Here is a 22,126-nt window from a genome sequence, read left to right as displayed (position 1 = left end):
TAGGAGCGAGGCTTGCCCGCGAAAGCGGTGTGTCAGTCGACATCAATGTTGAATGTTATGGCCCTTTCGCGGGCAAGCCTCGCTCCTACGAGGTCGCTATTTTTTCATTATTGATGTGAACAACTCTGATTCCAGAAAGCGCTGCAACCAGCCCTGCAATCGCACATAAGGTGCCTGCCCGAACCACTCGCGATCCACATGGGCGAATTGCCGCACGAACGGCATCAAGGCGACATCGGCCAGGCTCGGGTGCTCGCCCAGCAAGTAGGCGCGCCCCTCCAGCAATTGATCCAGCTTGCGCAAGAACACCTTGCCCTCGGCGCGATAAAACGTCATTGGTTGCTCGGGATAACGCTCGGCGTATTTGTAGCGATTGAGGTGCACCTTGAACACCTGATCGTTTTCTTCGATCAGCCCGGCGATGTATTGCTGCCCGACAGGGTCATCGTTGAGAAGCCAGTCCTGCGGATCGTTCTGCGCCAGCGCCCAGCGCATGATTTCCAGGCTTTCATCGATCACCCGGCCGTCCACGCTAAGCACCGGTACCGTGCCTTTGCTCGACAGCGCGAGCATTTCGGCCGGTTTGGCCTTGAGGCTGACCTCGACGATATTCACCGCAACCCCCGAATAACGCAGGGCCATGCGAGCGCGCATGGCGTAGGGGCAGCGGCGGAACGAATACAGCGTGATCATTTCACCTCCAGGGTACTCAGGCCGTTGCCCTGACGGTGGACCTGGATCTGCACCGGAATCCGTTCATGCATTTCCTGTACGTGGGAAATCACCGCGACCTTGCGTCCTTGCGCCTGCAGGCCGTCGAGGGCGTCCATGGCCAGTTGCAGGGATTCGGGGTCGAGGCTGCCGAAGCCTTCGTCGATGAACAGCGATTCGATTTTCAGCGTGCTCGATGCCATCGATGCCAAACCGAGCGCCAGCGCCAGCGACACCAGGAACGTCTCGCCGCCGGACAGCGAATGCACCGAGCGCAGTTCATCGCCCATCTCGGTGTCCATCACCAATAACCCGAGCATGCTGCCGCCCCGTTTCAGGCGATAGCGCCGCACCAGTTGCCGTAACTGGACGTTGGCGTGATGCACCAGCAGGTCGAGGTTGTAGGCCTGGGCGATTTTGCGGAAGGTGTCGCCGGTGGCCGAACCGATCAGCGCACTCAAGCGCGCCCAGCGCTGGTACTCGGCGTAGGCGTCGGCGATCTGCTGCGTCAGCGCCTGATTGGCGTTTTGTCGACGCTGATCTTCAGTTTGTTCAGCACGCAATTCGGCGCAGCGATGCTCGCTGGCGGCGAACAGGTTTTGCAGCTCGGCCAGTGCCGTGGCCAGTTGTCCGGCGTCCAGGTTGCCGTTGTGCTGCGCCTGATGATCGCGCAAGCGCTGATCCCGCTCCTGCAACAGCACCTTGGCTTGCGCGATGTCTTGTTCGCTTTGCTGCAATCGTTGACGCAGCTCGCTGAGCTGTTGGTCGTTGACACCGAGCAGCGCTTCCAGCCCACCGTCGTCCAGCTCCGGATGCTGCGCGCGCCAGTCGGCGATCTTGCTGCTGAGCTCGCGGTCTTCGCTTTCCAGGGCTTGTGCACGTTCCTGTTGCGCCTTGAGTTCGGCGGCCAGTTGCACCAGCCCCGTGCGCACGCTTTGCAGTTCCTGATTGGCCGTCGCTTCGGCATTGCGCGCCTGTTCGACGGCCTGATCCAGTTGCTGCTGCCATTGTTCGGCGCTGGCGTGTTCGCCCAGCAGTTGCGTCAGTTTTACCTGGCAAGCCTGTTGTTGCCCGGCCAACGCGCTGAACTGCTGCTGCGCGGCGTCTAGTTGCTGGGTGCGGGTCTGCTGGCGGTCTTGTTCTTTGTCCAGCGTCTGCTGGCGTTGTTGCTGTTCAGCGAGTTCATCGCGCTGCTGTTCGAGTTGTTGCAGGCGCTGGGCGATCTGCTGGTCGAGCTGCATGAAAGTCGCGGCGGGTTCGTTGCGCAGCGCTTCCAGCGTCTGGGCTGGCAGCAGGCTGCTGAACGCGCTCAGTTCTTCGTCCAGGCGTTGGCGATCGCTGCTCAACTCCCGTTGCTGGTTGAGCAGGTGTTGTGTCGCCTGTTGGTTCGCCGCTTCGGCGCTGCGCAGTTGTTGCGCCAGTCGCGCGGCATCTTGTTGCAGGGTGAGCAGGGCGGTTTGCCGCTGTTCGTCCTGGGTGATGCTCTGGTTCAACTGGCTGCTTTGTTGGGTCAGCCAGGCATCGCGTTTGTCTGCGTCCTGGGCCAACAGTTGAGCAGACAGAGGGTGCGCTTCCAGGCTCGGTGCCAGGCTCTGTTGCTGAGTGGCGAGTTGTTCTTGCTGTTGCAGCAATTCCTTTTGCTGAGCAATCAGGCCACCGACTTCGGCGCGCAGATCGGTGAGTTTTTCCTTGAGCAGGTCAACGGCTTTCTGGGCGTTGGCCTGTTCGTTTTCATCGTGCCGACCGAGGCTTTGCAGCAAGGCTTCGGGCTGATGATAAGGATGGTCCGGGCTGCCACAAACCGGGCACGGCTGATCGTCCAGCAGTTCTGCACGCAGCTCTTCGACGCTGGCACTGCGTGCCAGGCGCTGACGTTCCAGCAGTTCGCGGGTGACGGTCAGGGTCTGTTCGGCAACGGTCAATTCGGCTTTGGTTTTCACGCCGTCCTGGGTCAGACGATCACGCTCTTGCTGAGCGGCGAGTTGGCGCTGCTGCAACTCGGCGCCGCGTTTGTCCAGTTCCTGCTGGCTGGCCCACAGCCGCGTCAGCTCTTCAATGGCCCGCAGTTGCTTGCGGTTGTCCTGTAGCAGGCTGCCGAGGATCTGAATCTGCTCGGCCACCGCTTCAGGTTCGGCGCCGGCCTCTTTGTACAGCAGCTCAAGGCTCTGGCGCTGGGTGGCCAGATCCTCGGCGGCGCGGGTGGCGTTTTGCTCCAGGCCGGCCAGTTCGGACTGGCCCTTGTTCAGGCGATTGCCGATCAGCATCAGTTGTTGCAGACGATCGCGGTAGGCGTTCCAGGCGTCGCTCAGTGGCGCCAGATGAGTGCTCTGCTCAAGCTCACCGGCGATACGCTGCAACCGTTCTGCGACCTGTTTCTGCTGGTCAAGCAAGCCCTGAATCGTGCTTTGGCCCTGCGTGCAGGCCAGTTCCGCCTGCTGCTTGAGGTCGGTGCTGAGACTGGCGTCCTTGACCAGGCGGGCGAGGGTGCTTTGCTCTTCGAAGGCCTGACGCAGCAGTGGCGCGCTGTTGCTGTGTTGGCTTTGTGCGGCGGCCAGTGCCGTTTGCGCCGCGCTCAGGCTGTGTTCGAGCTGAGCCTGACGCGCGTTCAGTTCGGTTTGCTGTTGGGTATGCTGCTGAATCTGTGCCGCCAGCGGTGTGAGCTGGGTGGTCAATTCGGTCTTTCGCGCGAATTGGTGCCGTTGCGGGGCCAGTTGCTCCAGACGGGTCAGCTTCAAGCGCTCGCTGGCCAGGCTGTCCCAGTGTTGTTGGGCGGATTGCAGTTGCTCGGTGGCGCTCTGTTGCGCGTCCTGCAACTGGCGCAGGTCCTTGAGCCAGGTGTGTTGCAGCTCCAATTGCTTGAGCTGCGCCTGCTGGGTCTTGAGTTGCTGCTGCGCGTCATTGAAGCGCTCATCGAGCTCGGCCCGGGCTTCAGGCGACAGTGGCGTGACCCCGGTGGCCTGGTCCTGCAACAGCTTGTGGGCTTCGCGTGCTTCTTTGGTCTTGTCGAAGGCGCGGCGACCGAGGCGGGTGTAGAGCGCGGTGTCGGTGAGCTTTTCCAGCAGTTCGCTACGGTCGTTGTCGTCCGCCTTGAGGAACGCACTGAACTCGCTCTGGGCCAACAACACGGCGCGGGTGAATTGTTCGAAGTTCAGGCCCAGCGCCGTTTCGAGCTGGGTCTTGTATTCGCCTTTCTGGCTGGCCAGCAGTTGATCCTGATCGATGTCGCGCAGGCTCTGGCGACTGGCTTGCAGCTTGCCGCCGGCCTTCTCCCGAGCGCGATTGGCCTCCCAGCGCGCGCGATAGCGACGACCGTCGATGCCGACGAAATCCACTTCGGCATAACCTTCTCCGGTGCCACGACGCAGCAGGGTCCGCGGGTCGCCGGTGCCGATTTCGCCATCGGCGTCCGGAACCTTGGCATCGCGGCCGGTATTGTTCAGCCGCGGCACGGCGCCAAACAGCGCCAGGCACAGCGCATCGAGCAGGGTGCTTTTGCCGGCGCCGGTCGGCCCGGTAATCGCAAACAGACCGGCACTGGCCAAGGGTTCGGCGGTGAAGTCGATTTCAAATGGCCCGGCCAGGGAGGCGAGGTTTTTCAAGCGGATCGCGAGGATTTTCATGGCTGTTCGCTCTCCATCTGCACGTCTTGCAGCAGCTCGGCGAAGTCCCTGAGCGTTTGCTCATCGACCTCGCTGCCATAGTTGTCCTGCCAGGCGCGGCTGAACAGTTCCTGCGGCGTCAGTTGGTCCAGTTCGATCAAGGTGGCGCCGTCCTCGACGCCGTCGCGGCTGCCGTTGCCGGCGTATTCGGCGGCAATCCGCACCAGCCGTACCGCTTTGCCTTGCAGGGCTGTTTCCACTTGATGGCGCAGGTCCGGTTGCGGTTCATCGAGGCGCACCCGCACTTCCAGCCACGGCTGGCGCTGGATGTCGGCGAGCAGGTCAATGTTGGGCAGGTCGGCCAGTTGCAGCAGGATCTCCGCCAGCGGCGCGGGGCCGAGGCGTTGCAGGTTCACTGGTCGGGGAATGAGCTTCGGTTCGACGCTGAGCAGGGTTTCGCCATCCAGTTTGATGTCGAGAATCTGATGCTGATAACCGATCTCGGAGAATGACAACGGAATCGGCGAGCCGCTGTAGCGGATGCGTTCTTCGCCGTTGACCTTCTGCGGCTTGTGCAAATGCCCGAGGGCGACATAGCTGATGCTCGGTCCGAACAGGCTGGCGGGCAGGGCTTCGGCGTTGCCGATGATCAGGCTGCGCTCGGAGTCCTCGGACACCGAACCGCCGGCCATGTGCGCATGGCTGATAGCGATCAGCGCCTGACCCGGCTTGCGCTTGGCGTTCGCCGCTTCAATCAGCCATTCGTGAACCTGGCCGATGCCGCGCAAATAGTTGTCACCCAGCTGCGCGCCGGTCACTTCGGCGGGGCGCAGGAACGGAAGCGCCAGGCACCAGGCAGCGATTGCGCCGCTGGCATCCGGCAACGGCAGCAACAGGCGTTCGGCATCCAGTTGGCCGTCATCCAGCCACAGCACGCGCCCCAGGGCGTGAGTGCGCAAGCGGCGCATCAACGGCGCGGGCAGTTCGATGCGCGAGCCGGAGTCGTGGTTGCCGGCGATCATCACGATGGTCAGCAAGGGCTGCTGCTCGTGGGCGCTGACGATGAAATCGTAGAGGCGTTCCTGGGCTTTGACCGGCGGGTTGACCGTGTCGAAGATATCGCCGGCAATCAGCAGCACATCAGGCTGGTCCAGCTTCAGCTGACGCAGCAGCCAGTCGAGAAAACAGGCGTGCTCGAAATCGCGTTCCTGGCCGTGCAGGTTCTGCCCAAGGTGCCAGTCGGAGGTGTGGAACAGACGCAAGGCGTACTCCGCAACAAAATAAGGTGATGGCCGCGGGGGAAATGATGGCGGCTAAAGAGGGGAGAGTTTACTGGCAAATACTTGGGATGGCGCGACGGATCTGATCGAGCCGAAGGCCTGTGGCGAGGGAGCTTGCTCCCGCTGGGCTGCGAAGCAGCCCCAAAACCACACCCCTCATTTCTTCCGGTATGACGCATCAGCCATTTGCGACTGCTGCGCAGCCGAACGGGACGGTGCGGCGATCCGACAAGCTCCCTCGCCACAAGGTCCAGTGATTATTTGGGATAAAGCGGCGGCAACCCGCTGTCGCCGACCACGCCTTGAAACCCTTCGGCCGTCGGGATCGCCCGGATGGCGCGCCAGAGTTCTTCGCCTTGCCAGTACTGGCCGGTTTCGCTGTAGAGCGCGCCGTTCAGGCCGTCGAGGGCATCGGACAGCGGCACGAAGCGGGCGGCCATGTCGGCCAGGGTTTCCGGTTGTTGCCGGGCCCAGGCGTCGAGGGCCTGGCGGGTGGCGTGGGTGTCGTTGGCCTGGCAGGCGCGTTTGAGGTCGTCGAGCAGCGTGCGTGGGCTCGGGCCGGTCTGCGCTGCCCGCAGGACTGCCGGTTGCGAGCGGGCGCGCCACCAGAGGCCGAAGCCTAGCAGGGTGGTGCAGGCCAGAATTGCCGTGCTGAGTTTCCACCACCAAAGGGCTTCGTTGCTGGCGCCGGACATCACCAGCGGGCTGCTCGCCGGGGTGTCGACGATCAGGCTCGGATTGCTCGCCACTTGCAGCGTGCGGGCCGGCAGGCTGGTGTGTTCCAGATGATCCTCGAAGGTGTTCCACCAGATCACTTCAACGCTCGGCAAGTCGATGTCGCCGGTGCGGGTCGGCACCAGGGCTTCACGGTCCTCGCGACTGCCGACCAAGCCACGCTCTCCGCTCTGGTTGCTCAGCACCGGTTGATCCGGGTAGCGCCGCAGGCCGTTGATCTCGGTGGCGGGCAACGGTGGCAGTTGAGAGCTGGCGAGGCCTTCGGCGCTCAAGGTCAGGCTGCGGGTCAGCGAGTCGCCGACCTGCGCATGATCCGGTTCCGGGCTCCAGCTTTCACTCAGGCTCAGGCTGCGGGCCGGTAGCCAGGGAACATCGGCTGGATAACTGCCGGGCTTGGCCTTGACCGTCAGCGGAATCTCGGTGGAACTGACGCGCATCAATTTGCCCGGTTTTGGCCCCTGGGGCGATCCGTCCTGGGACGGTTGGGCATCGACCAGTGTGGCACTGAACACTTGCGCCGGAATGGTCAATACACCGCTGTGCTGTGGGTAGATCGCGTAGCGCATTTCGATCACGCCGTGGCGCAAACCGTTGATGGCTTTCTCGTAGGTGCGCGACTCGCCCAGTTGTTCGATGCGCGCATCGGGAATCTGCAACGGGGTCAGGCTGCTGTCGTCGTACAGCGACACCGAATGATAAATGCGCAAGGTCAGGATCGCCTGAGCCTGCACATAGACGCTGTTCTGGTCGAGGCTGGCTTCGATGAACACCGGCGCTAGCGTGTTGCTGCTGTCCTGGGTTTCGCTTTCGATCACCTGCACGGTAATCGGTTGGCTCTGCGCCTCGCCCAGTTGCAGTGACGGAATTACCACACTGCCGTTCTGCCGGGGCAGCAGGGTGATGATCCAGCGGGTGGTCGCTTGAGTGTTGCCGTTGAGGGTGTTCGGTTGGTTGACCTGACGGGTACCGCGCACCTCGAACTGCGGCTCCAGCGGAGTCAGGTCGGGTTTGCCGAACTGAGTCACGTCGCTGGATTCCAGAGTCAGTTCGACCGTCTCCCCGGAATTCAGGCGACTGCGATCGACACTGGCGACCAGCTCCGCGGCCTGGGCCTGAGCGGTCCAGAGAAGCAGTGCAAGCAAGAAGGCGGTGAAGCGGGTCATCGAGTTTTTCCCTGATCCTGATGTTGTTGCTGTTCGTACCAGAATTTGCGCCGGAGCAGTTCGCCGGGGTCATCCGGGATCTTGCGCAACCATTGCTCCAGCGCCTGTTGCTGTTCGCCTTCGAGCATGTCGCTGGCGGGGCGCCGTGGTGGCGTGGTGCTTTGTTCATCCCCCAATTCGCTGCCCGGAACTTCATTGGCGCCCGATTGCGGTGGTGCCGTGGGCGGCTGCTCGGCGTCCGGCGTGGCCTGCTGGGCATCGGTTTTCGGCTCGCCATCGCTCGGCTGGGTGGCGCTGCCCGGTGGCGGTTCCTGAGGCATGGTTTCGGTTTCGCCCTCGGCGGTTTTGTCCGGCTCGACGGGCGGTGTAGCGGTTTTCTGCTTGAGCAGCGTTTCCACCAGTGCCTTGTTGGTCAGCGCCGGGCGCAGGTCTGGCTGAAGCTCCAGCGCTTGCTCATAAGCATCCAGCGCCGCTTCCAGTTCGCCGCTTTTGGCCAGCGCGTTACCCCGATTGTAGTGGGCGTGGGCGTCGTTGCCTTGGGCAAACCGCTGGGCGGCGCCACTGTAGTCGCCAGCTTCATAGAGCGCCACACCTTGCCATTGCGGGTCTTCGAAATGCTGCGCGGCTTCGGCAGGGCGCTTTTGTTTGAGCAAGTGCAAACCCTGCTGATCGGGCCGCAGCCACAAGTCTTCGAAATCGAAGGCATAACTCGGTTGCGGCAGCAGGAACAGCAGCGGCAAGCAGAACAGCCAGCCGCGACGCCCGGCACAGGCGGCCAGCAACAACAATGGCAGCAGCAGCCAGTAGCCTTGATCGGCCCAGGTGTCGAGGCGCAACGTCTGGCCGTCGTTGCGCAGGTCCCGTGGGCCGTCGAGCAGGCCGAGGTCGCGCAGGTCGGCATCGTCCAGGCGTGCCTGGGCGTAACCTCCACCCAGGCCATTGGCAAAGGCTTTCAGGCTGGGGCCGTCCAGATGCGGCACCAGAATCGCGCCCTGATCGTCCTTGAGGAAACTGCCGTCGTCCTGCGCGACCGGCGCACCTTCGGCGGTACCGATGCCGAGCATCAGAAATTGTGTGGACTTGGCGTCCAGCGCCTGACGAATCCCTTGGCGTTCGTGTTCCGTCAGCGACGAACCGATCAGCAGGATCCGCCCCTGGCCAAGGGCTCCCTGATCCAGCAGCGTCAGGGCCTTGGCCACCGCCAGATCGGCGCGATGACCGGCCTGGGGCATCAGCGACGGCTTGAGCGCATCCAAAAGATTGCGGCTGGTCGACAGGTCATCCGACAGTGGCACCAGCGTATGGGCGCTGCCGGCGTAGACGACGATGGCGGTCTGCGCGTCGCTGCGGTTTTGCAGCAGATCCAGCAGTTTGCGCCGGGCCTGTTCCAGCCGGTTTGGCGCAACGTCTGCGGCAAGCATTTCCGGGGTCAACTCAAGCAGCACCACCAGCGGGTCAGCGGGTTTCTGGCCGGTTTGCTCAACGCGTTGCCAGCTCGGCCCCAGCAGGGCCAGCACGGTCAGCACCCAGGCCAGGCCCAGGGCGACCCACGGCAGTTTGCTCTCGCGACCGCTGCCACCACTGAGCAACGCGGCATGGAAGGCCGGTGGCAGAATCATTTGCCAGCGACCCGCGCGCTTCTGCCGGTGCCAGAGTTGCCAGAGCAACCAGCCCAGCAACGGCAGCAATAGCAGCCACCAAGGGCGGAACCAGTACGGCCAGAGAGCGATCATCGGCGCCTCCGCAGACGCAGGCGTTTGAGGCGCTGACGCCAGTCGGGCAGTTGCGTATGCAGAAACCGCTCTTTGGTAAACAGCTTCTTGGTGAATAGACGTTGCAACGGGTTATCCGGCCAGCGCTCACGGATCACCAGCAGCATGCTCAACAGCAGCGCCATCGCCAGAGGCCAGTGATACAACGCCTGGGCCGGACGGGCCTGCGTAGGTTGCTGGGCTACCGGTTCCAGTTTGTCGAGGGTGGTCTTGATCGCCTGCAATTCCTGGCCGTCGCGGGCGCGGAAATACTGGCCTCCGGTGGCTTGGGCAATGGCTTTCAAGGCCGGCTCGTCGAGGTCCAGGCTCGGGTTGATGCCCAGGAAGCCCAGGGTGCCGCTTTGTTCCGGGTCGGCGCCAATGCCGATCGGGTAGATTTTTACGCCTTCATTCGCCGCCAGGCGTGCGGCGGTCAGCGGATCGATTTCGCCGCCATTGTTGGCACCGTCGGTGACCAGAATCAGCACGCGGCTTTGTGCCGGGCGTTGGCGCAGGCGTTTGAGGGCCAGGCCGATGGCGTCGCCGATGGCGGTGTTCTTGCCGGCAATACCGATTCGCGCTTCGTCGAGCCAGACACGCACGGTATGGCGGTCGAAGGTCAGCGGCGCTTGCAGATAGGCCTGGCTGCCGAACAGGATCAACCCGACCCGGTCGCCATCGCGACTTTCGAGAAAATCACCGAGCAAATGCTGCACCAGTGACAGTCGGCTGACGTCTTCGTCCTGCCACTGCATGTCGGGGAAGTCCATTGAGCCGGAGACGTCCACCGCCACCAGCAAATCGCGGCCACTGGCGGCAATCGGTAGCGGTTCGCCGAGCCATTGCGGGCGCGCCGCGGCGATCAGCAGCAATAGCCACATCAGAATGAACGGGGCTTGCTGGCGCCAGGTCGGCAGGTTGGCCCGGGCGCGGCGGCGAGCGAGGCCTTCGAGGTCGCTGAGGAAGCTGACCTTGAGCGCCGGTTCGCCACTGTCGGCCACTGGCAACAGCACCCGCATCAGCCACGGTAGCGGCAGCAGGGCGAAAATCCACGGCCAGGCGAACTCAAACATGTTTGCGAATCCAGGTGTCGACGGCTTGAGTCAGGCCGGCGATGGCCTTGTCGTCGAGTTTGCACTCGGGCTTGTAGGCACCTTCCACCAGCACCATCCAGCGTGTAAGGCCAGCAGCCGGGCAGCGGTTGTCGAGGAACGCCAGCCACTGGCGGCCGTTGAGGGTGTGGCTCTGACTGTAGGGGTAATGGTTGCGGCACAGGCGTTTGAGCAAACCGTTGAGTTGCTGCAGCCAGGCACCGGCCGGGGCGCCGTCGTAGGGTTTGGGCATCAGCGCGAGTTCGGCCAGGGCGGCGAGGCGCACCGGGTCCAGCGGTTGTTCGGCGCGCACGACAGGGCGCTTGTCCGGAATGAAGCGTCGCAACTGCCATACGCCGAAACCGATCAGCGGCAGCAACAACAGCAGCAGCCACCAGCCCGGTGCCGGCGGCCAGAAGCCGATCGGTGGCGGGGAAATCAGCGGTTGCAGTTGATCGAGGCTGCTCATCGACCTTTCCCCGGACGTTGTGGGTTCAGGTATTCACGCAATTGCTCGACCATTTCGCTTTGGGTGCTCAACGGCATCAGCAACACCCGCAGCTTCTGCGCCAGCAGCTCCCAGCGGGCGATGCGTGCTTCCGCTTGGGCGCGATAGGCCTGGCGCAGGTCGAAATTCAAGGTGTCGAGTTCCAGTTGCGCGCCGTGTTCGGCAAAACGAAGCAGGCCGGCGGCGGGCAGGGCGTGATCCAGCGGGTCGGACACCGGCAGCAGCAACAGGTCGCAATGGCGCGACAACAGGCTCAGTTGCTGCTCGGCACTGTCGGACAAGGCGCGTTCGTCGCAGATCACAATCACCAGGCTGCCAGGGCGCAGCACTTCCCGGGCGCGGCGCAGGGCAATGCCGAAGGCATCGCGGTCCGGTTCGCGCTCGGTGTGCAGCGATTGATTGACCCGCACCAGCCGGTTGAGCAGTTGCAGCAGGCTCTGCTTACTGCGTCGAGGCTTGATTTCGTAATGCTCGTTGTCGCCGAACACCAGCCCGCCGACCCGGTCGTTATGCCCCAGCGCGGCCCAGCCAATCAGGCTCGCGGCCTGGGCGGCCAGCACCGACTTGAACATCAACCCGGAGCCGAAAAACAGCCGGCGGCTCTGTTCGACCATGATGAAGATCGGCCGCTCACGTTCCTCATGGAACAGCTTGGTGTGCGGTTCCTGGGTCCGGGCGGTGACGCGCCAGTCGATGCTGCGCACATCATCGCCGGCCTGATAGACCCGCACCTGATCGAAGTCCACCCCGCGCCCGCGCAGTTTGGAGTGGTGCAGGCCGATCAGCGGGCTGCGCTGGCTCGGCGTGGAAAACAGCTGCACTTCGCGCACACGATGGCGCATCTCGATCAGCTCGGCGAGGCTGATGCGGATGCCCGGCTCGGGCGGCAGAAGGGTGTTCATCGGGGTCAAGCGACGGCTACGACGTCGAGAATCCGCTGGACCACCCGGTCCTGGTCGATGCCAGCGGCTTCGGCTTCAAAGGAAAGAATGATGCGGTGACGCAACACATCGAACAGCACCGCCTGAATGTCTTCGGGGCTGACGAAGTCGCGACCGGCCAGCCAGGCATGCGCCCGGGCGCAACGGTCGAGGGCGATGGAGCCGCGTGGACTGGCGCCGTAGGCGATCCATTCGGCCATTTCCGGGTCGAACTTGGCCGGGATCCGGGTGGCCATGACCAGTTGCACCAGGTATTCCTCCACGGCGTCGGCCATGTACAACCCGAGGATTTCCTTGCGCGCGGCGAAGATCGCCTGCTGGCTGACCCGGCGTTCAGGTTTGGTTTCGCCGTGCAGTGCTTCGCCACGGGCCTGTTGCAGAATCCGTCGTTCGACGGTGGCGTCGGGGAAGCCGATTTTCACGTGCATCAGGAACCGGTCGAGCTGGGCTTCGGGCAACGGGTAGGTGCCTTCCTGCTCGATGGGGTTTTGCGTGGCCATGACCAGAAACAGCGGCGACAGCTCGTAGGTGCTGCGCCCGACGCTGACCTGGCGTTCGCCCATGGCTTCGAGCAGGGCCGACTGGACCTTGGCCGGGGCACGGTTGATTTCGTCCGCCAGCACCAGGTTATGGAAGATCGGGCCTTGCTGGAACACGAAGCTGCCGGTTTCCGGGCGATAGATTTCCGTGCCGGTGATGTCGGCCGGCAGCAGGTCGGGGGTGAACTGGATGCGATGGAACTGTGCTTCGATGCCTTCGGCGAGTTCTTTGATGGCCTTGGTCTTGGCCAGCCCCGGGGCGCCCTCGACCAGCATGTGACCGTCGGCGAGCAAGGCGATGAGCAAGCGCTCGATGAGTTTTTCCTGGCCGAGAATCTGCGTTGAAAGAAAGGTTCGCAGCGCGAGCAGCGCTTCACGATGTTCCATCGATGACTGTTCCTGGAAAGGGTGACCGAAGACGTTCGAATAACGCCAGGGCTGGGGGCGTTACTTTAATCCATCGCGGGGGGCGCCGACTAACGGCATTTTGTAGAATTGTGCGGATTAACGCTCGTTCCCACGCTCTGCGTGGGAATGCATCACCGGACGCTCTGCGTCCCGCTTTAAAATCGTGACGCAGAGCGTCACAGGCTGCATCCCCACGCAGAGCGTGGGAACGATCACTAAACCGCCATCAGATTTCGCTGATGTAAGTACCAATCCCATTGAGGATGTTCTGCAAGGTTTCTTCCACCTCAGCCAGATCGCTGGCATCGGTACTGTGCAGGATTTCCAGCGAATCATTGCCACCCAGCGCATCGGCGTCCACGGCGGCGATTTCGATCAGCAGACGGTCAGGGCTGAGGGTGACTTTCACGCCATCCAGGGCCGAAGGCTTGTCGTGGAAGATGATCTCCAGCTCGTCCTCGTCCGGAAAGCGGCTCATCAGGAACATTTCGCCCTCGGCACTGGTGCAGCAGAGCATGGCCAGATTGTCTTCCTCGTCATCGCACGGATTGACGATCAAGAGGTCGGTTGTCATTTGCATGGGAAAAATCCTGGCTCGGCGAGCGTTGTGAACACAACAAACGGCAATTCTGCCAGCCCTGGGGAATTTCTGCTTGGCTGAGTGTCAGAGGATGTGTTGTGAACATCCGATGCGTCTCGAGTCATTTCTGGTACGAAGGTGCCGTAAATCCGGGCATAAAACGCCCGTTTTCCTGCACGGCTGCTAGTGTTGTTCGAGGCGCATGCCACGAGTTACGTGCCGATGACCGAATATGTCGCAGCGCTGCAAGCACGGCCCTTGCCGCACTGGTTAAGCTGCGCAACGGATGAGCACCCGTAAAGGCATTGACGATGGCTGCGATGGTAGCCCCGCCAGTCGTTTTTGCAGATGCCCATTCAATGGAAGGTGAATGTGACCTGAGTGTCTCGTCCAGCTTCACCCAACTGTCGTCCTGTTTCCTCTGCCCGAGAATCAGGAACAGGGTGACGGATTGCCCCGAAAGGGGTTTGCACGCGACGCTTCCATCAATAACAAGCCCAAGCGGAGTACCACAGATGGCGTTCTTCACCGCAGCCAGCAAAGCCGACTTCCAGCACCAACTGCAAGCGGCACTGGCGCAGCACATCAGTGAACAGGCACTGCCACAAGTGGCGCTGTTCGCCGAACAATTTTTCGGCATCATTTCCCTCGACGAGCTGACCCAACGTCGGTTGTCCGACCTCGCCGGTTGCACCCTTTCTGCATGGCGCCTGCTTGAGCGCTTCGATCACGCTCAATCGCAAGTGCGTGTCTACAACCCCGATTACGAACGCCACGGCTGGCAGTCGACCCACACCGCGGTCGAAGTGCTGCACCACGATCTGCCATTCCTGGTGGATTCGGTGCGTACCGAGCTGAACCGTCGCGGCTACAGCATTCATACCCTGCAAACCACTGTGCTGAGCGTGCGTCGCGGCAGCAAGGGTGAGCTGTTGGAAATCCTGCCGAAAGGCACCCAGGGTGAAGGCATTCTGCAAGAATCGCTGATGTACCTGGAAATCGACCGTTGCGCCAACACGGCCGAATTGAATGTCCTGACCAAAGAGCTGGAGCAGGTTCTCGGTGAAGTCCGCGTTGCGGTCGCCGATTTCGAACCGATGAAAGCCAAGGTCCAGGAGCTGATCGAAGGCATCGACAATAGCCAGTTCGCCATCGACGCCGAAGAAAAATCCGAAATCAAGAGCTTCCTGGAATGGTTGGTGGGCAACCACTTCACCTTCCTGGGCTACGAAGAGTTCGTGGTGGGCGAGGATCAGAACGGCGGTCACATCGACTATGACCAGAGCTCGTTCCTCGGCCTGACTAAGCTGCTGCGCGCCGGCCTGACCGTCGATGACCTGCGCATCGAAGACTACGCCGTCAACTACCTGCGTGAACCGACGCCGCTGTCGTTCGCCAAGGCGGCACACCCAAGCCGTGTCCACCGTCCGGCCTACCCGGACTACGTGTCGATCCGCCAGATCGATGCCAACGGCAAGGTCATCAAGGAATGCCGCTTCATGGGCCTGTACACCTCGTCGGTGTATGGCGAAAGCGTGCGGGTCATTCCTTACATCCGTCGCAAGGTCGAGATCATCGAGCAGCGCTCGGGCTTCCAGGCCAAGGCTCACTTGGGCAAGGAACTGGCCCAGGTACTTGAAGTGTTGCCTCGCGATGACCTGTTCCAGACGCCGGTGGATGAGTTGTTCGCCACCGTGATGTCGATCGTGCAGATCCAGGAACGCAACAAGATCCGCGTATTCCTGCGCAAAGACCCGTACGGTCGTTTCTGCTACTGCCTGGCCTATGTGCCGCGTGACATCTACTCCACCGAAGTGCGCCAGAAGATCCAGCAAGTGCTGATGGATCGTCTGAAAGCCTCTGACTGCGAGTTCTGGACCTTCTTCTCCGAATCCGTGCTGGCCCGTGTGCAGCTGATTCTGCGGGTCGACCCGAAGAACCGTCTGGACATCGACCCGGTTCTGCTGGAAAAAGAAGTGGTGCAGGCCTGCCGCAGCTGGCAGGACGACTACGCCAGCCTGGTGGTCGAGAGCTTCGGCGAAGCCCAGGGCACCAACGTGCTGGCCGACTTCCCGAAAGGCTTCCCGGCCGGTTACCGCGAGCGCTTCGCCGCCCACTCGGCTGTGGTCGACATGCAGCACCTGCTGAGCCTGAGCGAAAAGAATCCGCTGGTGATGAGCTTCTATCAGCCGCTGGGTCAGGTATCGGGCCAACGTGAGCTGCACTGCAAGCTGTATCACGCCGACACGCCGCTGGCGTTGTCCGATGTGTTGCCAATCCTGGAAAACCTCGGCCTGCGCGTACTGGGTGAATTCCCGTATCGCCTGCGCCACAACAGCGGTCGCGAGTTCTGGATCCACGACTTTGCGTTCACGGCTGCCGAAGGCCTGGAACTCGACATCCAGCAACTCAACGACACCTTGCAGGACGCTTTCGTCCACATCGTGCGTGGCGATGCAGAGAACGATGCGTTCAACCGTCTGGTACTGACCGCCGGCCTGCCATGGCGCGACGTGGCGCTGCTGCGCGCCTATGCCCGTTACATGAAGCAGATCCGTCTGGGTTTCGACCTGGGTTACATCGCCAGCACCCTGAACAACCACACCGACATCGCTCGCGAGTTGACCCGGTTGTTCAAAACCCGTTTCTACCTGGCGCGCAAGCTGGCCAGTGACGACCTGGAAGACAAGCAACAACGCCTGGAACACGCGATTCTGAGCGCACTGGACGATGTTCAGGTGCTCAACGAAGACCGCATCCTGCGTCGTTACCTGGACCTGATCAAGGCGACCCTGCGGACCAACTTCTACCAGACCGATGCTCACGGTCAGAACAAGTCCTACTTCAGCTTCAAGTTCAACCCGCACCAGATTCCAGAGCTGCCGAAGCCGGTTCCGAAGTTCGAAATCTTCGTTTACTCGCCGCGCGTCGAAGGCGTGCACCTGCGCTTCGGCAACGTGGCTCGCGGCGGTCTGCGCTGGTCCGACCGTGAAGAAGACTTCCGCACCGAAGTCCTGGGCCTGGTAAAAGCCCAGCAAGTGAAGAACTCGGTCATCGTGCCGGTGGGTGCGAAGGGTGGCTTCCTGCCGCGTCGCCTGCCACTGGGCGGCAGCCGTGACGAGATCGCGGCCGAGGGCATCGCCTGCTACCGCATCTTCATCTCGGGCCTGTTGGACATCACCGACAACCTGAAAGACGGTGCGCTGGTACCACCGGCCAATGTCGTGCGCCATGACGACGATGACCCGTACCTGGTGGTGGCGGCGGACAAGGGCACTGCGACCTTCTCCGACATCGCCAACGGTATCGCCATCGACTACGGCTTCTGGCTCGGCGACGCGTTCGCATCTGGCGGTTCCGCCGGTTACGACCACAAGAAAATGGGTATCACCGCCAAGGGCGCGTGGGTCGGCGTACAACGCCACTTCCGCGAACGCGGTATCAACGTCCAGGAAGACAGCATCACCGTGGTGGGCGTCGGCGACATGGCCGGTGACGTGTTCGGTAACGGCTTGCTGATGTCCGACAAGCTGCAACTGGTCGCAGCCTTCAACCACCTGCACATCTTCATCGACCCGAACCCGGAGCCTGCCAGCAGCTTCGCCGAGCGTCAGCGCCTGTTCGACCTGCCGCGTTCGGCCTGGTCGGATTACGACACCAGCATCATGTCCGAAGGCGGCGGTATCTTCTCCCGTAGCGCGAAGAGCATTGCCATCTCCGAGCAGATGAAAGAGCGCTTCGACATTCAGGCCGACAAGCTGACCCCGACCGAACTGCTCAATGCCTTGCTCAAGGCACCGGTAGACCTGTTGTGGAACGGCGGTATCGGCACGTACGTCAAAGCCAGCAGCGAAAGCCACGCCGATGTCGGCGACAAGGCCAACGATGCACTGCGCGTGAACGGTAACGAACTGCGCTGCAAGGTTGTGGGCGAGGGCGGCAACCTCGGTATGACCCAACTGGGTCGTGTCGAGTTCGGCCTCAATGGCGGCGGTTCCAACACCGACTTCATTGACAACGCCGGTGGCGTGGACTGCTCCGACCACGAAGTGAACATCAAGATCCTGCTGAACGAAGTGGTTCAGGCCGGCGACATGACCGACAAGCAACGTAACCAGTTGCTGGCGAGCATGACCGACGAAGTCGGTGGCCTGGTGTTGGGCAACAACTACAAGCAGACCCAGGCACTGTCCCTGGCGGCCCGTCGTGCCTTGCCACGGATCGCTGAATACAAGCGCCTGATGAACGATCTGGAAGCCCGTGGCAAGCTGGATCGCGCCATCGAGTTCCTGCCGTCGGAAGACGCGATCAACGAGCGCGTCGCGGCAGGCCATGGCCTGACCCGTGCCGAGCTGTCGGTGCTGATCTCCTACAGCAAGATCGACCTCAAGGAGCAGTTGCTGGGCTCCCTGGTGCCGGACGACGACTACCTGACCCGCGACATGGAAACCGCTTTCCCGCCGACGCTGGTCAGCAAGTTCTCTGCCGCCATGCGCCGTCACCGCCTGAAGCGCGAAATCGTCAGCACCCAGATCGCCAACGATCTGGTCAACCACATGGGCATCACCTTCGTTCAACGGCTCAAAGAGTCGACCGGCATGAGCCCGGCGAACGTGGCCGGTGCGTATGTGATCGTGCGTGACATTTTCCACCTCCCGCACTGGTTCCGTCAGATCGAAGCCCTGGATTATCAGGTCTCGGCCGACGTACAACTGGAGCTGATGGACGAGCTGATGCGTCTGGGCCGTCGCGCTACGCGCTGGTTCCTGCGTGCCCGCCGCAACGAGCAGAACGCCGCCCGTGACGTCGCGCATTTCGGTCCGCACCTGAAGGAGTTGGGCCTCAAGCTTGACGAACTGCTCAGTGGCGAGATTCGCGACACCTGGCAGGCTCGCTATCAGGCGTACGTCGAAGCCGGTGTGCCGGAGTTGTTGGCACGCATGGTGGCTGGCACCACGCACCTGTACACCCTGCTGCCGATCATCGAAGCCTCCGACGTGACCGGCCAGGATCCAGCAGATGTGGCCAAGGCCTACTTCGCCGTGGGCAGTGCGCTGGACATCACCTGGTACCTGCAACAGATCAGCGCCCTGCCGGTTGAAAACAACTGGCAAGCCCTGGCCCGTGAAGCGTTCCGCGATGACGTCGACTGGCAACAACGTGCGATCACCATCTCGGTCCTGCAACAGGGCGACGGCACCCAGGACGTGGAAACACGCCTGGAGCTGTGGATGGAGCAGAACGAAGGCATGATCGAACGCTGGCGCGCCATGCTGGTGGAAATCCGTGCCGCCAGTGGCACTGATTACGCCATGTACGCGGTGGCCAACCGTGAATTGCTGGATGTCGCGTTGAGCGGTCAAACGGTAGTACCTGCCGTTATCACCGCTACTGCGGGTGCCGAGCTGGAACCGGCTGCCTGATTGAGCGTTGAATGAAAAAGCCCCGTCTCGAGAGAGACGGGGCTTTTTTTTGCCTGACGGTTTTTTTGGGGGGGGGGCTGGTCGGGCCTCTTCGCCTCAGCGATCAGTTCTGCAAAGGAATCAACACTTTCTCATCCGGGGCCAACACCATGAACACCAACAGCTTGGCGGGTTGGGTGGCGCTGGCATTTTTCGAGACCAGATGTTCCGAACCGGCCGGCTCATACCAGAATTCGCCAGCCTTGTAGGTAATCGCTTTTTCGCCTTTGACTTGAGAAGTGATCTCCCCCGACAGCACGTAGGCCATGGCCGTACCCTGGTGTTTATGGGCAATGGAAGATTGGCCCGGCTGGTAATCGACTTCGATCATCAAGGCTTTTTTGCCAGGTGCGTTTTTCAGCATCTGGTCCTGCAGGATGGTGACGTTTTCCGAAGGGGCGGCGGTTTTGTCGGCGAATGCCGAGGCTGAAACGGTTAGCGTCAGGGCGGTGAGAGAGGCGGCAATAAAACGAAGTGCATTCATGGTTGATTACCTGTGGTGGTGAGTCGTCAGGGACCACGGTAAGCCGCGCCGTCGGGCAATCAAACGGCCAATTTTCCGGAAGGTGAGGGGACCAATCACGAGTGCGAAGAGCTAAAGGGTGATGAACTGTGGCGAGGGAGCTTGCTCCCGTTGGGCTGCGCAGCGGCCCCAAAACCGGTGGGCGCAAAGAGCCAGACAGACTGCGTTCGCTGGGTTTACGTCTGCTGCGCAGACGAGCGGGACGGTGCGGCGATCTGACAAGCACCCTCGCCACAGGTGTTTGTCAGACGATAGGAAAGCTGTTGAAGTCGACGGCATTGGCCAGTCGGCTGTCGATCAGGCCGATAAAGCCTTGCACTTCGGGGCGATTGAAATGCGCTTGCATGGCCGCTTCCGATTGCCAGCGGGCGCTGACCGTCCAGCGGGTGTCGTCTTCGGGGCAGCGGTCGACCATATAGCCGTCACAGCCCGGAAGTTCGCGCAGGGTGTCGACAATCTTTTGCAGTTGTTTGCCCAGTTCGTCCGAGCGACCGGCGGCAGCTCGTATCTTTACGGTGTTGAACACTTGGTTGGACATTACTCACACTCCTGAATCAGGCCGGACGAATCCTGCTCATTGAGGGATAACGCCCATGCAGGATAGGCCTGCCCCCTTGGGCCGCCAATAGCCAATCACCGGATAAAACCGCAGACCAATCCGTCAACCAACCTGCTGCAAAATGTCCCGCAAACGGTCCAGGGCGATGTCGATGTCCAGGGTTTCGATCGCCCCGAATCCCAGGAAAAGCCCGGCCCGTGGCGTTTGCTGGTAAAAAAAGTCGTCCAGGGTATAGAGCCCCACTTCGACTTTTTTCGCGAGTTCGATCACCAATGGAATATCGACCGGCACCTTGCACAGTACCGCCATGTGAAACCCGGCCGTGGTCGGCACCGCTTCGAACCATGGCGAAAGGTCGCCCGCCATCCGCGCCAGGATCCGTTCGCGGCGCCCGGCGTAAATCGTGTGGCAACGCCGGATGTGCTTGAGCAGACAGCCTTCGGCGATGAACTTGGCCAGCGCCCATTGGGGCAGGGTGGAGGTGTGCCGGTCGGTGAGTTGCTTGGCGCTGATCACCGCTTCGAGAATCGCCGGCGGCAAAATCGCATACCCCAGCCGCAACTCCGGCAACAGGGTCTTCGAGAAGGTGCCGACGTAGGCGACGATGCCTCGTTCATCCAGGCTTTGCAGCGAGTCGGTGGGCCGTCCTTCATAGCGGAACTCGCTGTCGTAATCGTCCTCGATGATGATCGCCCCCAGTTCGTGGGCCCGTTCCAGCAACGCCAGCCGACGCTCGTGGCTCATGGGCATGCCCAAGGGGAACTGGTGCGAGGGGGTGACATAAATCAGCCGCGTGCCGTCGGGAATGTGCTCGACCTGGATGCCTTGCGCATCGACCGGCACGCCGACCACCGTTGCGCCATGAGTCCCGAACAACAGGCGCGCAGGAGGGTAACCGGGGTCCTCCATGGCCACGAGGCTGCCCGGTTGGGTCAACACCCGGGAAATCAGGTCCAGCGCTTGCTGCGCGCCATTGCACACCACAACGTCTTCGTCCCGACAATTGACCCCGCGGGAAAATGCGATGTGCTGTGCGATTGCATTGCGCAGCGCCGGCAGGCCTTCGGGCTGGCTGTAGAAACCCTTGGAGCCGGCGATCTGGCGCAAGGCATGGGAGGTACAACGGCGCCAGTCGTCCTGCGGAAATTGGCCCTTGCTGGTTGCACCACCGATAAAGTCGTAGCGCAGCGAGCCTTCCAGCGTCGGGTGGCGCAAGAACGTCGGCAACTTGCGCCAGCTCTCGATGACATCGAAGCTGGCCAATTCCGAATGGCTCTGTTTACGGACGACTTTTGCCGCCCGGGCATTGACGTAGGTGCCTTTGCCGATCACCCCGGTGAGGAAGTTTTCGTAGGTCAGTTGCGCATACGTGTCGGAAATGGTCTTGCGCGAAATCCCCAGTTGTTCGGCCAGCAAACGGCTGGGCGGCAGCTGCGTGCCGGCTGCCAGGCGCCCGGATTCAATGGCGCTGCGCAGTTGCCGGTACAGCTGGCCTGCCAGATCCTTGCGGCCGTTGATGACAACGTGAAGTTCCATACCGGCGGGGCTCCTGGGCGATTGTGAGGCGACTGTGCGTCGCGCCAGATTACCTGCATGAGTGACTGCACAGAAGTTGTGTGGGTGAAAAACCGGCGATTGGTCTTCTGTCGGGCGGTCCATGGCTTTTTCGCTGAATTGGCTCTGTAACGCTCGTGCATCAGCGCCTAACGTGGAGATACCGATTCGCGCCACGAGGCCGCCGCCATGACCGTTCGCCTGGATTACTACAGCGCATCGCCCAAGGCGATGAAAGCCATGATCGCCATGGAGGCCTTGACCCGTGATCTGAGCATCGAACCGGCGTTGCTGAACCTGATCAAGATCCGCGCCTCGCAGCTCAATGGCTGCGCCTTCTGCACTGACATGCACTCGGTGGACGCACGTCGTATCGGCGAGACCGATCGGCGGCTGTATGCAATCGTGGTCTGGCGCGACAGCGGCTTTTTCAGCCCTCGGGAGCGGGCGGCCCTGGCCTGGACCGAAGCGGTGACCCTGCTCGCGCAAAGCCATGTGCCGGACGATGTTTATGCACTGGCCCGGGAGCAGTTCGGTGAAGGGGAATTGGTCGACCTGACGATGGCCATCAGCGCCATCAACAGCTGGAATCGCCTGGCGGTGAGTTTTCGGCAAACCCCCGGCGGTTGATTATTGGTTTGGTTTTTGCCCGCTTGTCACATCAGGTTCATGAACAATCAGCAGGATGAAACGCTCAAGGACAGATCGACAGGGAGTCATCA

At 61.9% G+C, this 22,126-nt stretch carries 16 protein-coding genes; 2 read left to right on the top strand and 14 right to left on the bottom strand.

What is annotated here, in order from left to right; genetic code table 11:
• Positions 1 to 96: 96 nt before the first annotated feature.
• From PGR6_RS15665 to PGR6_RS29965, 11 genes are all read right to left on the bottom strand, one after another.
• Entirely contained in the window at positions 97 to 693 is a 597-nt protein-coding gene (locus tag PGR6_RS15665) for a glutathione S-transferase (RefSeq protein WP_064618202.1), read from the bottom strand.
• Positions 690 to 4,331, bottom strand: a complete 3,642-nt coding sequence (locus PGR6_RS15660; RefSeq protein WP_064618200.1) for an AAA family ATPase — start codon at positions 4,329 to 4,331, stop codon at positions 690 to 692. The genes PGR6_RS15665 and PGR6_RS15660 overlap by 4 nt, the downstream gene beginning before the upstream one ends.
• Positions 4,328 to 5,572 (bottom strand): exonuclease SbcCD subunit D C-terminal domain-containing protein, encoded by a 1,245-nt coding sequence (locus tag PGR6_RS15655; protein ID WP_019650037.1) that lies wholly within the window; start codon positions 5,570 to 5,572, stop codon positions 4,328 to 4,330. Before PGR6_RS15655 ends, PGR6_RS15660 begins: the two co-directional genes overlap by 4 nt.
• Positions 5,573 to 5,847: 275 nt before the next feature.
• A complete protein-coding gene (locus tag PGR6_RS15650) occupies positions 5,848 to 7,488 on the bottom strand; it encodes a BatD family protein (protein ID WP_064618198.1) in 1,641 nt (546 codons plus the stop codon).
• A complete protein-coding gene (locus PGR6_RS15645; protein ID WP_064618196.1) occupies positions 7,485 to 9,221 on the bottom strand; it encodes a vWA domain-containing protein in 1,737 nt (578 codons plus the stop codon). The genes PGR6_RS15650 and PGR6_RS15645 overlap by 4 nt, the downstream gene beginning before the upstream one ends.
• Complete coding sequence (locus tag PGR6_RS15640; RefSeq protein ID WP_064618194.1) at positions 9,218 to 10,312, bottom strand: vWA domain-containing protein; 1,095 nt, start codon at positions 10,310 to 10,312, stop codon at positions 9,218 to 9,220. Before PGR6_RS15640 ends, PGR6_RS15645 begins: the two co-directional genes overlap by 4 nt.
• On the bottom strand, positions 10,305 to 10,799 hold the full coding sequence (locus PGR6_RS15635) for a DUF4381 domain-containing protein (RefSeq protein WP_019579298.1): 495 nt from the start codon (positions 10,797 to 10,799) through the stop codon (positions 10,305 to 10,307). The genes PGR6_RS15640 and PGR6_RS15635 overlap by 8 nt, the downstream gene beginning before the upstream one ends.
• Positions 10,796 to 11,740, bottom strand: coding sequence for a DUF58 domain-containing protein (locus tag PGR6_RS15630; protein ID WP_019579297.1), 945 nt, complete (start codon positions 11,738 to 11,740; stop codon positions 10,796 to 10,798). Before PGR6_RS15630 ends, PGR6_RS15635 begins: the two co-directional genes overlap by 4 nt.
• A 5-nt stretch (positions 11,741 to 11,745) precedes the next feature.
• Positions 11,746 to 12,705 carry an AAA family ATPase gene (locus PGR6_RS15625; protein WP_007941298.1) on the bottom strand — a complete coding sequence of 320 codons (960 nt, stop codon included), beginning with the start codon at positions 12,703 to 12,705 and terminating at the stop codon, positions 11,746 to 11,748.
• 247 nt (positions 12,706 to 12,952) lie between these two features.
• The gene (locus tag PGR6_RS15620) at positions 12,953 to 13,306 is read right to left on the bottom strand and encodes a hypothetical protein (RefSeq protein ID WP_018926161.1); all 354 of its coding nucleotides are present in this window, start codon (positions 13,304 to 13,306) and stop codon (positions 12,953 to 12,955) included.
• A gap of 121 nt (positions 13,307 to 13,427) precedes the next feature.
• The gene (locus PGR6_RS29965) at positions 13,428 to 13,847 is read right to left on the bottom strand and encodes a hypothetical protein (protein ID WP_140393602.1); all 420 of its coding nucleotides are present in this window, start codon (positions 13,845 to 13,847) and stop codon (positions 13,428 to 13,430) included.
• Between PGR6_RS29965 and PGR6_RS15615 the strand changes: the two genes are divergently transcribed.
• Complete coding sequence (locus PGR6_RS15615) at positions 13,822 to 18,729, top strand: NAD-glutamate dehydrogenase (RefSeq protein ID WP_018926160.1); 4,908 nt, start codon at positions 13,822 to 13,824, stop codon at positions 18,727 to 18,729. The genes PGR6_RS29965 and PGR6_RS15615 overlap by 26 nt on opposite strands.
• Positions 18,730 to 18,832: 103 nt before the next feature.
• On the opposite strand, the gene PGR6_RS15610 is transcribed toward PGR6_RS15615, so the two are convergent.
• From PGR6_RS15610 to pdxR, 3 genes are all read right to left on the bottom strand, one after another.
• Positions 18,833 to 19,252, bottom strand: coding sequence for a cupin domain-containing protein (locus PGR6_RS15610; protein ID WP_064618192.1), 420 nt, complete (start codon positions 19,250 to 19,252; stop codon positions 18,833 to 18,835).
• A gap of 283 nt (positions 19,253 to 19,535) precedes the next feature.
• The gene (locus tag PGR6_RS15605; protein WP_018926158.1) at positions 19,536 to 19,829 is read right to left on the bottom strand and encodes a putative quinol monooxygenase; all 294 of its coding nucleotides are present in this window, start codon (positions 19,827 to 19,829) and stop codon (positions 19,536 to 19,538) included.
• Between the two features lie 123 nt (positions 19,830 to 19,952).
• On the bottom strand, positions 19,953 to 21,386 hold the full coding sequence (gene pdxR / locus PGR6_RS15600; RefSeq protein ID WP_018926157.1) for a MocR-like pyridoxine biosynthesis transcription factor PdxR: 1,434 nt from the start codon (positions 21,384 to 21,386) through the stop codon (positions 19,953 to 19,955).
• 207 nt (positions 21,387 to 21,593) lie between these two features.
• Here pdxR and PGR6_RS15595 point away from each other — a divergent pair, with 207 nt between their 5' ends.
• Positions 21,594 to 22,034, top strand: a complete 441-nt coding sequence (locus PGR6_RS15595; protein ID WP_018926156.1) for a carboxymuconolactone decarboxylase family protein — start codon at positions 21,594 to 21,596, stop codon at positions 22,032 to 22,034.
• The last annotated feature ends 92 nt before the right edge of the window (positions 22,035 to 22,126 follow it).

Origin of the sequence: Pseudomonas sp. GR 6-02 (genome assembly GCF_001655615.1) — a bacterium.
GTDB lineage: Bacteria > Pseudomonadota > Gammaproteobacteria > Pseudomonadales > Pseudomonadaceae > Aquipseudomonas.
Note: the sequence above shows the minus strand (reverse complement) of the source record. Positions and strands in the feature narration are given on the sequence as shown.

What these genes read in the sequence shown, in the direction of transcription:
- PGR6_RS15665 (WP_064618202.1), bottom strand. Translation starts at nt 693, where the DNA reads ATGATCACGCTGTATTCGTTCCGCCGCTGCCCCTACGCCATGCGCGCT.
- PGR6_RS15660 (WP_064618200.1), bottom strand. Translation starts at nt 4,331, where the DNA reads ATGAAAATCCTCGCGATCCGCTTGAAAAACCTCGCCTCCCTGGCCGGG.
- PGR6_RS15650 (WP_064618198.1), bottom strand. Translation starts at nt 7,488, where the DNA reads ATGACCCGCTTCACCGCCTTCTTGCTTGCACTGCTTCTCTGGACCGCT.
- PGR6_RS15645 (WP_064618196.1), bottom strand. Translation starts at nt 9,221, where the DNA reads ATGATCGCTCTCTGGCCGTACTGGTTCCGCCCTTGGTGGCTGCTATTG.
- PGR6_RS15640 (WP_064618194.1), bottom strand. Translation starts at nt 10,312, where the DNA reads ATGTTTGAGTTCGCCTGGCCGTGGATTTTCGCCCTGCTGCCGCTACCG.
- PGR6_RS15635 (WP_019579298.1), bottom strand. Translation starts at nt 10,799, where the DNA reads ATGAGCAGCCTCGATCAACTGCAACCGCTGATTTCCCCGCCACCGATC.
- PGR6_RS15630 (WP_019579297.1), bottom strand. Translation starts at nt 11,740, where the DNA reads ATGAACACCCTTCTGCCGCCCGAGCCGGGCATCCGCATCAGCCTCGCC.
- PGR6_RS15625 (WP_007941298.1), bottom strand. Translation starts at nt 12,705, where the DNA reads ATGGAACATCGTGAAGCGCTGCTCGCGCTGCGAACCTTTCTTTCAACG.
- PGR6_RS15620 (WP_018926161.1), bottom strand. Translation starts at nt 13,306, where the DNA reads ATGCAAATGACAACCGACCTCTTGATCGTCAATCCGTGCGATGACGAG.
- PGR6_RS15615 (WP_018926160.1), top strand. Translation starts at nt 13,822, where the DNA reads ATGGCGTTCTTCACCGCAGCCAGCAAAGCCGACTTCCAGCACCAACTG.
- PGR6_RS15610 (WP_064618192.1), bottom strand. Translation starts at nt 19,252, where the DNA reads ATGAATGCACTTCGTTTTATTGCCGCCTCTCTCACCGCCCTGACGCTA.
- PGR6_RS15605 (WP_018926158.1), bottom strand. Translation starts at nt 19,829, where the DNA reads ATGTCCAACCAAGTGTTCAACACCGTAAAGATACGAGCTGCCGCCGGT.
- pdxR (WP_018926157.1), bottom strand. Translation starts at nt 21,386, where the DNA reads ATGGAACTTCACGTTGTCATCAACGGCCGCAAGGATCTGGCAGGCCAG.
- PGR6_RS15595 (WP_018926156.1), top strand. Translation starts at nt 21,594, where the DNA reads ATGACCGTTCGCCTGGATTACTACAGCGCATCGCCCAAGGCGATGAAA.